This window comes from uncultured Amnibacterium sp., from assembly GCF_964245895.1.
Classification (GTDB): Bacteria; Actinomycetota; Actinomycetes; order Actinomycetales; family Microbacteriaceae; genus Amnibacterium.
In genome coordinates this window covers 1-11721 of record NZ_CAXTOQ010000110.1, presented here as the reverse complement: position 1 = coordinate 11721, position 11721 = coordinate 1, and the positions used below count along the sequence as shown (strand labels likewise).

General features: G+C 75.4%; 13 protein-coding genes. 3 read left to right on the top strand and 10 right to left on the bottom strand.

Going from position 1 to position 11721, the window contains the following annotated elements:
* Positions 1-229 precede the first annotated feature (229 nt).
* The 10 genes from metE to ACFE60_RS13670 all read right to left on the bottom strand — a co-directional run bounded on the left by metE (position 230) and on the right by ACFE60_RS13670 (position 9388).
* The gene (gene metE, locus ACFE60_RS13715) at positions 230-2545 is read right to left on the bottom strand and encodes a 5-methyltetrahydropteroyltriglutamate--homocysteine S-methyltransferase (RefSeq protein ID WP_375389423.1); all 2316 of its coding nucleotides are present in this window, start codon (positions 2543-2545) and stop codon (positions 230-232) included.
* A complete protein-coding gene (locus ACFE60_RS13710) occupies positions 2542-3456 on the bottom strand; it encodes a methylenetetrahydrofolate reductase (protein WP_375389422.1) in 915 nt (304 codons plus the stop codon). The genes metE and ACFE60_RS13710 overlap by 4 nt, the downstream gene beginning before the upstream one ends.
* 484 nt (positions 3457-3940) lie before the next feature.
* Positions 3941-4399: a hypothetical protein gene (locus ACFE60_RS13705; RefSeq protein ID WP_375389421.1), complete on the bottom strand. Its 459-nt coding sequence runs from the start codon at positions 4397-4399 to the stop codon at positions 3941-3943.
* Between the two features lie 43 nt (positions 4400-4442).
* Complete coding sequence (locus ACFE60_RS13700) at positions 4443-5129, bottom strand: trimeric intracellular cation channel family protein (protein WP_375389420.1); 687 nt, start codon at positions 5127-5129, stop codon at positions 4443-4445.
* 23 nt (positions 5130-5152) lie between these two features.
* The gene (locus tag ACFE60_RS13695; protein ID WP_375389419.1) at positions 5153-6193 is read right to left on the bottom strand and encodes a TIGR03617 family F420-dependent LLM class oxidoreductase; all 1041 of its coding nucleotides are present in this window, start codon (positions 6191-6193) and stop codon (positions 5153-5155) included.
* A 28-nt stretch (positions 6194-6221) separates the two neighbouring features.
* Positions 6222-7310 carry a DNA glycosylase AlkZ-like family protein gene (locus ACFE60_RS13690; protein ID WP_375389418.1) on the bottom strand — a complete coding sequence of 363 codons (1089 nt, stop codon included), beginning with the start codon at positions 7308-7310 and terminating at the stop codon, positions 6222-6224.
* A 2-nt stretch (positions 7311-7312) separates the two neighbouring features.
* On the bottom strand, positions 7313-7828 hold the full coding sequence (msrA, locus tag ACFE60_RS13685) for a peptide-methionine (S)-S-oxide reductase MsrA (protein ID WP_375389417.1): 516 nt from the start codon (positions 7826-7828) through the stop codon (positions 7313-7315).
* 2 nt (positions 7829-7830) lie between these two features.
* Positions 7831-8313 carry a peptide-methionine (R)-S-oxide reductase MsrB gene (gene msrB, locus ACFE60_RS13680; protein ID WP_375389416.1) on the bottom strand — a complete coding sequence of 161 codons (483 nt, stop codon included), beginning with the start codon at positions 8311-8313 and terminating at the stop codon, positions 7831-7833.
* An 85-nt stretch (positions 8314-8398) separates the two neighbouring features.
* Positions 8399-8608, bottom strand: a complete 210-nt coding sequence (locus tag ACFE60_RS13675) for a hypothetical protein (protein ID WP_375389415.1) — start codon at positions 8606-8608, stop codon at positions 8399-8401.
* Positions 8609-8611: 3 nt separating this feature from the next.
* Entirely contained in the window at positions 8612-9388 is a 777-nt protein-coding gene (locus ACFE60_RS13670) for an alpha/beta fold hydrolase (protein WP_375389414.1), read from the bottom strand.
* Between the two features lie 123 nt (positions 9389-9511).
* On the opposite strand from ACFE60_RS13670, the gene ACFE60_RS13665 reads away from it, so the two are divergent.
* The 3 genes from ACFE60_RS13665 to ACFE60_RS13655 are packed head-to-tail and all read left to right on the top strand — an operon-like array spanning position 9512 to position 11590.
* On the top strand, positions 9512-9859 hold the full coding sequence (locus ACFE60_RS13665; RefSeq protein WP_375389413.1) for a hypothetical protein: 348 nt from the start codon (positions 9512-9514) through the stop codon (positions 9857-9859).
* Between the two features lie 44 nt (positions 9860-9903).
* Positions 9904-10755: an arginase family protein gene (locus tag ACFE60_RS13660; RefSeq protein ID WP_375389412.1), complete on the top strand. Its 852-nt coding sequence runs from the start codon at positions 9904-9906 to the stop codon at positions 10753-10755.
* Positions 10756-10801: 46 nt separating this feature from the next.
* Positions 10802-11590: a crotonase/enoyl-CoA hydratase family protein gene (locus tag ACFE60_RS13655; protein WP_375389411.1), complete on the top strand. Its 789-nt coding sequence runs from the start codon at positions 10802-10804 to the stop codon at positions 11588-11590.
* Positions 11591-11721: the final 131 nt, after the last annotated feature.

Below are 11721 nucleotides of genomic sequence, written 5' to 3'. Positions count from 1 at the left end.
CGGCCTGACACAGAGAGGACAGGGCCACCCTCCACAAACCACGGGACGTGCTACGCGATCTCGTCCTGCTCAACGCGTTCTGTCCTGCTCAAGCGCTCGGATAGTCCTGCTGGATCGCTCCGCTCGTCCTGCTCGAGCCGTTCTGTCCTGCTGAAGCGCTCGAATCGTCCTGCTGGATCGCTCAGGCCCTGCGCGAGCGCTCGGCGGAGGGAGGGAGCCGGAGGCAGGGTCAGCGCGCGGGGGCCGGGATCCGCTCCCGGGCCGCCCGCGTCGCGGCGACGAGGTTGCGGAGGGACGCCACCGTCTCCTCGTAGCCGCGGGTCTTCAGCCCGCAGTCCGGGTTGACCCACAGGCGCTCGGCCGGGATCGCGGCGAGCGCGGCGTCGAGCGCCGCCGCCACCTCCTCGGCGCCCGGCACGCGCGGCGAGTGGATGTCCCACACGCCGGGCCCGATGCCCCGCGCGAAGTCGGCCGCGCGCACGGCCTCGACCACCTCCATCCGGCTGCGGCTCGCCTCGATGCTCGTGACGTCCGCGTCCAGGCCGTCGATCGCGTCGATGACCTCCGCGAACTCGGAGTAGCAGAGGTGGGTGTGCACCTGGGTGCCCGGCGCAGCGCCGGCCGTGGCGAGCCGGAACGCGCCGACCGACCAGTCGAGGTAGGCGGGCTGCGCCGCCCGCTGCAGCGGCAGCAGCTCGCGCAGCGCCGGCTCGTCGACCTGCACGATGTGGATGCCCGCCTCCTCAAGGTCCGCGACCTCGTCGCGGAGGGCCAGCGCGACCTGGTCGGCGGTGTCGCCGAGCGGCTGGTCGTCGCGGACGAAGGACCAGGCGAGGATCGTCACCGGCCCGGTCAGCATGCCCTTGACCGGCCGCGCCGTGCGGCTCTGCGCGAAGGTCGACCACCGGAGGGTGATCGGCTCGGGGCGGCTCACGTCGCCCCACAGGATCGACGGGCGCGTGCAGCGCGACCCGTACGACTGGACCCAGCCGTGCACGGTCGTCGCGAAGCCGTCGAGCGCCTCCGCGAAGTACTGCACCATGTCGTTCCGCTCCGGCTCGCCGTGCACCAGCACGTCGAGCCCCAGCTGCTCCTGCAGGTCGATCACGCGGGCGATCTCGTCCCGGATCGCGGCCTCGTACTCCTCCCCCGTCAGCTCGCCCTTCACCAGGCGGCTGCGGAGGCGGCGGATGTCCGCGGTCTGCGGGAACGACCCGATGGTCGTGGTCGGCAGCGGCGGCAGGCCGAGCCCGCGCTGCGCGTCGACCCGCTCGGCGTACGGCGCACGTCGGCGGTCGTCCGCGGCGACCGCCGCCGCGCGCTCGCGGACCGCCGGCACGCGGACGCCGGGCACCGCGGCCCACGCCGTCACCGCCCGGTCCGAACGCGCCAGGTCGTCGGCGACCGCCTCCCGTCCCTCCACCGCGCCTCGGGCGAGCACCGCGACCTCCCGCACCTTCTGGTCGGCGAAGGCGAGGTGGTCGCGCAGCGCCGCCGGCAGGTCGGGCTCGTCGTCGACGTCGTGCGGCACGTGGAGGAGGGAGGTCGCCGTGCTCACGGCGACTCGGCCCGCGAGCCCGGCGACCGACTCGACGCGACCGAGCGCGGCGGTCAGGTCGGCGCGCCAGATGTTGCGGCCGTCGACCGCTCCGGCGACGAGCGTCTTCGCCGCCAGCCCCGCGCGGACGTCGGCGGCGAGGTCGACGGGGGCGGCGCCGCGGACGAGGTCGATCGCGATCGCCTCGACCGGGCTCGTGGCCAGCGCGCCGAACGGGGCCGGCCCGACCGTGCCCCAGGTCGCCGCGACGAGGATCGACGGCCGGTCGGCCGCCGCCCCGAGCACGCGGTAGGCGCGCGCGGCCGCGTCGGCGAGGTCCTGCTGCGGCACCGCGCCGGCGTCGGTGACGAGCGCCGGCTCGTCCAGCTGCACCCACTCGGCGCCGGCGGAGCGCAGCGCGGACAGCACCTCGGCGTACACCGGCAGCAGGTCGTCGAGCCGGTCGAGCGGCCGCACCGCACCCGCCGGGTCCTTGCTGAGCGCGAGCAGGGTGACCGGCCCGACGAGCACGGGCCGCACGGTCACCCCCTCCGCGGCGGCCTCGCGGACCTGGGCCGCGAGTCGGCCGGGCGCGGCCCGGAACGGCGTCGACGCCCCGATCTCGGGCACGAGGTAGTGGTAGTTCGAGTCGAACCACTTCGTCATCTCGAGGGGCGGCTGCTCGGCGGTGCCACGCGCGAGCGTGAACAGCGTGTTGAGCGCGGCGGGGTCGAGGTCGCCGAACCGCGCCGGCACGACGCCCACGGCGAGCGCCGTGTCGAGCACGTGGTCGTAGAGGCTGAAGGAGTCCGGGACGGCGGAGGCGGTCCCGTCCAGTCCCAGCGCGACGAGCCGCTGCCTCACCGCGCTGCGGGTCTGCGCGGCGCGCCGCTCGAGCTCGTCCGCGTCGATGCGGCCGGCCCAGTACGCCTCCACGGCGTGCTTCAGCTCGCGGCGGCGGCCGATGCGCGGGTAGCCGAGGACCGTGGCGGTCGGGAAGTCGGTCATGTCGTCTCCTTGATGGGGGCGGGTGCGAGGCCGAGCCGTTCGAGCACGGCGACGACCGCGTCGGCGCGGTTGAAGGTGTAGAGGTGCAGCGCGGGGGCGCCGGCGTCGAGCAGCGCCTGCGCGAAGCGGGCGGCGTGCGCGACGCCGATCTCGTGCCGGCCCTCGTCGGTCGGCTCGACCTCGAGGGCGATCGCGAGGTCGTTCGGCTCGTCCTCGCCGGACAGCTCGAGCATCCGCGTCAGGCGCGCGGGGCTCGTGACCGGCAGGACCCCCGGCACGATCGGGATCGTGATGCCCCAGCGGCGCGCGCGATCGACGAACGCGGCGTAGTCCTCGGGGTGGAAGAACAGCTGGGTGATCGCCAGGTCGGCGCCGGCGATCTGCTTCGCGAGCAGCGCGTCGAGGTGGTCGGTGCGGCCCCGGGAGTCGGGGTGCCCGTTGACGAACGCGGCGACCGCCACCCGGGCGCGCGACGGCCCGGTGCCTCCGACGCCCGCGGGCCCCGGCAGGCGCCTGCCCCAGGTGGCCCGCTCGGCCTGCACGCGGTGGATCAGCTGCACGAGCTCCGCGGCCGAGCGCAGGCCGCCGGCGGTCGCGCCCTCGACCGGGTCGCCGCGGACCGCGAGGAAGCGGGAGGCGCCGGCGTCGAGCAGGCGGCGCACCAGCTGCGCCGTGCCCGCGACGGAGGCGCACGAGCAGGTGAGGTGGGCCATGACGTCGACGTCCGTGCGGTCGGCGACCTGGCGCACGAGGTCGAACGACGCCTCCGTCGACGAGCCGGAGGCGCCGTAGGTGACGGAGAAGTACTCGGGCCCGGTGGCGGCGAGCGCCTCCAGCGCTGCGGGCAGCGCGGCCGCGGAGCGCGCGGTGCGCGGCGGGTACAGCTCGAACGAGTGGCTGGTGCCCGGCATCGCTCCCGCCCTCCCCTCCGCACGGACGACGGCCCGCGGTCGTGCGGCGCCGTCAGCGGGTGCCGGGCTCGGCTGTCGCTGCGCACCCGGTCGACGGGTGCTGCGGCGAGCGTAGGAGGGAGGCTCCGGCCGCGCCACGGATGTGACGGCGGATGACGCCCCCCCCCCCCCGCTCGCACCCGTCCCCGCCGCGAGCACTTGAGCGGGAAGAATCCCGTTCGGCAGGAAGAACCGGCCCACTTCTTCCTGCCGAAGTGAATTCTTCCTGCCGATGAGCTCGGTTCTTCCTGCTGAAGGGCTCAAGGGGGCGACCCGACCCTGCTCGCCGCGTTCCTGGTCGCCGGGTACGGCGCGGTCCTGGTCGAGACGGCGCGGCAGCGGCTCGCCGGCGTGCCGGGCGACGAGGCCGCCGCCGATCACCGCGAGCGGCTGGACCGGCTGTTCGCCGCGCTGCGCGGAGGGGTCGGCTGACGCCTCCGCGGGATCAGGCGAGCAGCGCTTTCAGGAGCCGCTCGATGCCCGCGCCGGGCCACGGGACCGCGGACTCGCCGGTCGGCTGCGTGCCCCAGGTCCCGGGCGCGCCGCGGTCGGCGTCGGACCTCGTGCGCTGGTCGAGCACCCGGATGTCGCGGGCCGCGAGGGAGCGCACCTCCCCCTGCCAGGGCTCCGCCCGCACCGCCCCGTCGGGCTCGCGCGCCTCCGACCGCCAGGTCGTCGCGCGCACGAGTCGCCCGTCCGGCAGCAGCGCGTAGCGGGTGAGCTGATGGTCGGTCTCCTCCCGCTCGCCGCCGGCCACCGACCGCTGCCTGCGGCGGTGCCAGTCGTGGTCGGCGAGCGGCCAGTGTCGCGCGAGGACCGGCCGGACCGCGTCGCGCCAGTGCTCGTCCGGGACGGCCGCGGTGCTGCGCGCGACGCGGTCGGCGAGCCGCTGGACGGATCCCATGTCCACCCAGCCGCCACGGTCCGGGCGCGGCTCGACCACGGCGTCAGCGGGACCGGACGACGGGGACGGCGCCGGTCTCGGCCGCCACCCGACGGCGGTGCAGGTTCCGCTGCTCCGGCAGGGACACGTCGAAGACCACCGCGAGCAGCCGCACGACGCAGGTCACGGCGATGCCGACGACCGCGGCGACGGGCACCGGCAGGCCGATCAGGTGCAGCACGACGAGGACCGCGGAGCCGCCAGCGGCCGCGACGGCGTAGAGCGAGCCCACGTGCATCACGGCGACGGGCAGCCCCATGATCACGTCGCGCAGCACGCCGCCGCCGACCGCCGCGCACACGCCGACGAACACGGCGGGCACGACCGGCAGCCCGAGCACGAGCGCCTTGCTCGTGCCGAACGCCCCGAACATGCCGATCACCACGGCGTCGAGGCCGACGATGACGCCGCCCAGCCGCTGCAGGGGCGGCGCGATGAGCATGCCGGCCAGGGCCGCGAGCGCCGCGGTCGGCAGGTACCAGTCGCTCGTGAGGCTCGCGGGCTGCAGGCCGAGCAGCAGGTCGCGGATCAGCCCGCCGCCCAGCCCGACGATCGTCCCGATCACGACGACGCCGAGCAGGTCGAGCCGCCGCTGCCCGCGGAAGCCGGAGGCGAACAGCGCGCCCTGCACGCCGCCGAGCCCCACGGCCGTGAGATCCGCCCAGAGCGGGATGACGAAGCCCTCATGCACCCGCCGATCGTGCCCGATCCGTCTCAGCCGCGCAGCCCGGCGAGCAGCGCGGCCGTGGTGCCGGGCGCGATCGGGTACCCGGCGCTGAACGACAGCCGGGTGACGACGCCGCCCCAGCGCTCGCGCAGCCCGCGGGCGACCTCCGCCCCCGACCCGACGACCGCGAACGCCTCGACGACCTCGTCGGGGACCATCGCTGCCATCGCCGCCCACTCGCCGCTGCGGGACGCCTGGTGCAGGCGCTCGTGCAGGTCCTCCCAGCCGTGCGCGGCGAGCACCGGGAGGTAGGCGGGCGTGCTGCCGTAGAAGGCGATCTGGCCGCGCGTCGCGGCGAGCGCGGCGTCGAGCGCCGCCGGGTCGTCGCCCACGGCGATCAGCGACGGCAGCGCGACCCCGAGGGCGGACGCGTCCCGCCCGGCGGCGTCGGCGCCGCGGCGCAGGGCCGGGAGGCTCACCTCGGTCAGGTACCGGTGCGTCGTGAAGCTGTGCGCGTGCAGGCCGTCGGCCACCTCGCCGGCGACCTCCGTCATCCGCCGGCCGACCGCGGCGAGCCAGATCGGCGGCGGCCCCGAGGGCAGGGTCGGCGGGCTGAAGAACGGCGTCATCAGGGTGTGGGAGTAGAACTCGCCGCGGAAGCGCAGCGGCTCCCCCGTCTGCCAGGTCGCCCAGATCGCGCGCACGGCCCGCACGAACTCGCCCATCCGCGCCGCCGGCCGCGACCACGGCATCGAGAACCGCCGCTCGATGTGGGGCTGCACCTGCGACCCGAGCCCGAGCAGGAACCGGCCGCGGGAGATCGCCTGCAGGTCGAACGCGCTCTGCGCGACGGTCATCGGGCTGCGCGCGAACGCCACCGCGATCGTCGTGAGCAGGCCCACCCGGGTGGTCTCGCGGGCGGCGAGCGCCAGGGCGAGGAACGGGTCGTGGCGCGTCTCGGCAGCACCGATGCCGTCGAAGCCCTGCGCCTCCGCCTCCGCGGCCCTCGCCGCGAGCGCGAGCGGATCGATCCCGGGGTCACCGCCCACGTCGAGCAGGAACGGGGAGGCATCCGCATCGGTCGGCACCCGCCCATCCTCCCCACCTCACGACGGGTCACACGTCGCTGGTGTCCGAGAGGGGCAGCCCCAGCCAGCGGGACAGCTCCAGCACCTCCGCGCGGACGCTCTCGCGCTCCTCCTCGTCGAACGGGAGGAACTCGTGCACGGCGGCGACGTGCAGCACCCCCGCCTTGCGATCCGCGGTGGCCTCGAGCATCCCGGCGAACCGGTCCCCGAGCAGGATCGGGTGGGCGAACAGGCCGTAGCGCCGTTCGGGCTTCGGCTTGAACTGCTGGAGCACGTAGTGGAAGCCGAACAGGTCGTCGAGGCGGCGGCGGTCGGCGAGCATCCCGTCGTAGGGGTTCAGGAACGCGACCCGCCCGCCCGGGTCGTCGTCCAGCGCGGCGAGCGCCTCCGGGTCCACCCGCCAGACGCCCTGCAGCCCCTCGACCTCGACCGGCTCGCCGGCGTCGCGCACCGGCGTCCAGCCCGAGTGCCGTGCGATGCCCGCGGCGCGGACGCGGCGCTCGGCCATCGCGCGTCGGGCCTCCTCCGGGGTCGGGTCGGCCAGGTCCCCCGGGTACACACGCTCCGCGAGGTCCCACACGCGGTTCCGGCCCTCGCGCCGCGACACCGCCACCTCGCCCTGCAGCGCGAGCACCTCGAGCATCCGCGGCACCTGGTTGTCGCTGTACCAGCCGCTGTCGTTCGGGCGGGCGACCGCCGCGGTGTCCGGGATCGCGGCGGCGAGCAGCGGCCCCTCCGCCCGGAGGCGCGCGAGCACGTCGGTGCGGAAGCGCGCGTTCGCCGCGACCCAGTCGCGGATCCGGTCCCGCTCCGTCCAGCGGCGCAGCTCGACGAGCAGGTGCGGCAGCAGGGACATCGGCCGGAAGGCGCCGTCCAGCTCGAGCAGCAGCCGGTCCCGCTCGACCGCCTTCGCCAGCTGCCCCGGCTCGTAGGGGAAGCCGAGCCGCGCCCAGAGCATCGTGTGCTCGCAGGGCGCGATCACCGACGTGGGGTCGATCTTGATCGCGCCCAGCTGCTCGGCGACCTCGACCGGGTCCCCCGGTCGGTCGGCGTCGAGCAGCTGGGCGCGCACGGCGATGCGCCGCGCGTCGTCGCGCGACAGCCGGTGCGGCGCCACCGCTACGCGGGCTGCTCCGCGCGGTGCGGCAGCTTCCAGCCCGGGCGGACGTAGTGGCAGGTGTAGCCGAAGGGGTTCTTCTCCAGGTAGTCCTGGTGCTCCTCCTCCGCCTGCCAGAACGCGCCGGCCGGCTCGACCTCGGTGACGGCCTTCCCGGGCCAGAGGCCGGAGGCGTCGACGTCCGCGATCGTGTCGAGCGCGACCTTCTGCTGCTCCTCCGACGTGAAGAAGATCGCGGACCGGTAGCTGCGGCCGCGGTCGTTGCCCTGCCGGTCCCTCGTGGACGGGTCGTGGATCTGGAAGAAGAACTCCAGGATGTCCCGGTACGGGATCACGTCGGGGTCGAACACGATCTCGACGCTCTCGGCGTGGTCGCCGTGCCGGCGGTAGGTGGCGTTCGGCGTGGACTCGTCGCCCGAGTAGCCGACGCGGGTCGACAGCACCCCCGGGCGACGCCGCAGCAGCTGCTGCGCGCCCCAGAAGCACCCTCCGGCGAGGATCGCGGTCTCCGTGGTCATGGTCAGGACTCCTTCACGTTCTGAGTGGGTGCAGTCGTGTCGATCAGCGCGCGGTACTCCCCGTACCCCTGCGCCTCCAACTCGCTCTCCGGCACGAAGCGCAGCGCGGCGGAGTTGATGCAGTAGCGCAGGCCGCCCTCGGCGACGGGACCGTCGTCGAAGACATGCCCGAGGTGGCTGTCGGCGGCACCGGAGCGGACCTCGGTGCGCAGCATCCCGAACTGGCGGTCCTGCTTCTCGACGACGCTGGATCCGGGGACGGGGCGCGTGAAGCTGGGCCATCCGCAGCCGCTGTCGTACTTGTCGGCGGAGGCGAACAGGGGCTCGCCCGACACCACGTCGACGTAGAGGCCCTTGTCGTGGTTGTCCCAGTACTGGTTCCGGAAGGCCGGCTCGGTGGCGGCCTCCTGCGTCACCGCGTACTGGTTCCTGGTCAGCCTCGCGATCGCCGCGGGGTCCTTGCCGTACTGCGTGCTCGTGCTCATCCGGTCTGCTCCTCCATCCGGGTCGCTGGCTGCGGCCCACGAAGGATCCAACACCCGAGGCCCGACGATCGTTCCCCCGGTCGACTCAGTCCTCCGGCGGCGCGGACCGCGCGTGGTGCCGCAGCAGCACGACGACGCCGGCGACGACGACGCAGGCGCCGACGACCGAGACCGCGACCCACAGCGTCTCCGCGAAGCCGTCGGTCGTCGCCAGCTGCGCGATCACGCTGACGAACAGCACGAGCACGCCGCCGAGCAGCAGGGCGACGCCGGGGCGGGAGGCGCGGGGGACCACCGATCAGCCCAGGCGCGCGGCGACGAGGCGCGCGGTCGCAGCGGGGTCGACGCCGTGGTCGTGGGACTCCGGCACGACCACCAGCTCGGCGGAGGGCATCGCGGCGGCGAGGCGCTCCGCCGCGGCGACGAGCATCGGGAACGTCGGCTCGCCGCGCAGCACCGTGACGGGCACGCCGACCCCGAGCATCGCGGGGGTCGGCGTCTCCACCGCGGCGGTCAGCAGGGCGTCGTAGACGACCGACTGCGCCAGCGGTACGAGCCCGGCGAACATCGGGCTCGCCCGGATCTGCTCGACCACCGCGTCCGGCAGCCCGACGCCCTCGCGCTGGAACAGCGACACCGCGTCCTCCGGCGCGCCGGCGTCGATCAGCGCCTGGAGGCGGTCGGGCAGGTCCTGCGCGACCGCCTCCACGCCGAACCGGAACGGCGGCTCGGACAGGAACAGGTGCGAGGCCGGCGTGCCCTCCGCGGCCGCGTACAGCGCGAGGACCGCGCCGGACGAGTGCCCCAGCACCGCGGCCCGCCCGCCGACGTGCCGGATGACGGCGGTCAGGTCCTCCGCCTCCCGGAACGTGGCGTACGGCGCGGTGTCGCCGCTGCGTCCCCGCGCCCTGCGGTCGAACGTGACGCCCTCGAGCCCCTCCGCCGCGAGGGCCGCGGCGAGCGGCCCGCCCGCGTCGGCGGTGGAGAACGCGCCGCCGACGATGACGACCGGCGTGCCGGACCCGATCCGGTCCACCGCGATGCGGGTGCCGTCCGCGGACTCCACGAGCTCCATCCGGCCACCCCAGCACGGGCAGCCGACCGCCTCCACCGGCTTCCGGTGATCGGATGTGTTCGCCCACGGCGAACAGTCCGGGTGTGGCGCGGGGTCGGATCGACCGCTGGGCGACCGTAAGCCATGGCCGAGCCCCGCACCACCACCGCCGTCGTCTCCGGCAGCCCCGTGCCGGTCGACGCCATCTGCCTCCGCTGCCGCCGGGAGGGCGTCTTCACCGTCGCGCTCTTCGTGCTGACGCCCGACGGACCCCGTCAGGTCGGCGAGCGCGTCTTCTGCGTCTGCGAGACGCGGCCCGCGCAGAAGGCGACCATCACGAACGGCGACGCGAAGCGCACCGGCGGCACCTGCGACCGCTGCGAGCGGGTCAGCATGTACGAGGTGCCGTTCTACGCGCTCACGCCCGCCGGCATCGCGCCGCACTCGACGCGCGTGATCTGCCGCGAGTGCGACACCCGCCCACGCCGCTGACCCCGCTCCGCGCGGCGGCCGCGCGACCGATCTAGGCTCGCGCCATGGCTGCCAGGTTCGTCGTGGTGCCCCAGTGGCAGGGCTCGTCGTCCTCGCGGGCGATGCGGCTGATCGACGGGGCGGAGGCGATCCGCGGCGACCTGCCATCGGCCGCCACGATCGTCGTCGACGTGCCGCTCGGCGCCGGGGACGCGGTCGGCACCGGCGTGCACCGCTACTCCGCGGTCGCGACCGTGCGCGAGCGCCTCCGGACCGCGCTCGACGCCGTGCCGGCGGACGAGCTGCCGGTCGTGATCGGCGGCGACTGCGGGGTCGAGCTGGGCGCGGTCGAGCGCGCGTCGCAGGCGGCTGCGGCGCGCGGCTCCCGGCTCGGGCTGGTCTGGTTCGACGCGCACCCCGACCTGAACACCCCGGCGACGAGCCCGAGCGGGGCGTTCTGCGGCATGGTGCTGCGCGCGCTGCTCGGCGACGGGGCCGAGGGGCTGACCTCGGCCGCCCCGATCGAGCCGTCGCGGGTCGTGCTCGCCGGCACCAGGAACATGGATGACCAGGAGGCGGAGTACGTCGGCGCCTCCGGCGTCACGGTGGTCGACGCGGACTCCCTCGCCGACGGCCTCGGCGCGGCGGTCGACGCGCTCGACGTCGACGAGGTCTACCTGCACGTCGACCTCGACGTGCTCGACCCGGGCGAGTTCGGCGGCGTCACCGACCCGCAGCCGTTCGGGGCGAGCCTGGAAGACGTCACCGCGGCGATCGCCGCCGCGTCCTCGGGCCGCCGCCTGGCGGGCGCCGGCATCACGATGTTCGCGCCCGCCTCCGCCGACGACGTGCCGGGCGACATGCCGCCGATCCTCCGCATCCTCAGCGCGCTCACCGCCGGCGCCCGGAGCCGCTGACCCCGCACCCAGGAGCCGCCCGCGACGCCCGGATACCGTGCCCCGGATGTCGAACGCGGAGCGGGTGCTGGTCGAGCAGGACGGCGCGATCCTGCGGATCGGGCTGAACCGGCCCGAGAAGCGCAACGCCGCCGACCGCGAGCTGCTGCGCGGGCTGGCCGCCGCCTACACGCGGCTCGAGCGCGACGACGCGCTGCGCGTCGCCGTGGTGCACGCGGAGGGCGAGCACTTCACGGCGGGCCTCGACCTCGCCGACGTCGGGCCGTCGCTCGCCGGCGGCACCATCGACTTCCGCGCGGACGACGAGATCGACCCGTGGGGCCTCGCCGGCCCGGAGCGCACGAAGCCGGTCGTCGTCGCCGTGCACGGCGTCTGCCTGACGCTTGGGATCGAGCTGATCCTGGCGGCCGACGTCGCGGTCGCGGCGGACTCCGCCGTGTTCGGCCAGATCGAGGTCGGCCGCGGGATCCTGCCGTTCGGCGGCGCGACCGCCCGCCTCCCCGCGACCGTGGGCTGGGGCAACGCGATGCGCTGGATGCTCACCGCCGACCGGTTCGACGCCGAGGAGGCGCTGCGGATCGGGCTGGTGCAGGAGGTGGTGCCGGACGGTACCGAGCTGTCCGCGGCCGGCGCGATCGCGCAGCGGATCGCCGCGCAGGCACCGCTCGCGGTGCAGGCGGTGCTGCGCTCCGCGCGGGCGGCCCGGCGCGCCGCCGAGGCGCCGGTGCTCGCCGCGCTGCCGGCGCAGCTCGCGGCGCTCGCGGCGACCGCGGACGCTGCGGAGGCGCTCACGGCGTTCCAGGAACGGCGCGACCCGGTGTGGACCGGGCGCTGAAGGAGGAGAGGGAGACGTGGCGGAGACCTACGACCTGATCGTGATCGGGGCAGGGCCGGTCGGCGAGAACGTCGCCGACTACGCGCACAAGGAGGGCCTCAGCGCGGTCATCGTGGAGAGCGAGCTGGTCG

Excerpts from the sequence above, each read along its gene's own strand:
- metE (WP_375389423.1), bottom strand. The coding sequence starts at position 2,545 with ATGACCGACTTCCCGACCGCCACGGTCCTCGGCTACCCGCGCATCGGC.
- ACFE60_RS13710 (WP_375389422.1), bottom strand. The coding sequence starts at position 3,456 with ATGCCGGGCACCAGCCACTCGTTCGAGCTGTACCCGCCGCGCACCGCG.
- ACFE60_RS13705 (WP_375389421.1), bottom strand. The coding sequence starts at position 4,399 with ATGGGATCCGTCCAGCGGCTCGCCGACCGCGTCGCGCGCAGCACCGCG.
- msrA (WP_375389417.1), bottom strand. The coding sequence starts at position 7,828 with ATGACCACGGAGACCGCGATCCTCGCCGGAGGGTGCTTCTGGGGCGCG.
- msrB (WP_375389416.1), bottom strand. The coding sequence starts at position 8,313 with ATGAGCACGAGCACGCAGTACGGCAAGGACCCCGCGGCGATCGCGAGG.
- ACFE60_RS13670 (WP_375389414.1), bottom strand. The coding sequence starts at position 9,388 with ATGGAGCTCGTGGAGTCCGCGGACGGCACCCGCATCGCGGTGGACCGG.
- ACFE60_RS13665 (WP_375389413.1), top strand. The coding sequence starts at position 9,512 with ATGGCCGAGCCCCGCACCACCACCGCCGTCGTCTCCGGCAGCCCCGTG.
- ACFE60_RS13660 (WP_375389412.1), top strand. The coding sequence starts at position 9,904 with ATGGCTGCCAGGTTCGTCGTGGTGCCCCAGTGGCAGGGCTCGTCGTCC.
- ACFE60_RS13655 (WP_375389411.1), top strand. The coding sequence starts at position 10,802 with ATGTCGAACGCGGAGCGGGTGCTGGTCGAGCAGGACGGCGCGATCCTG.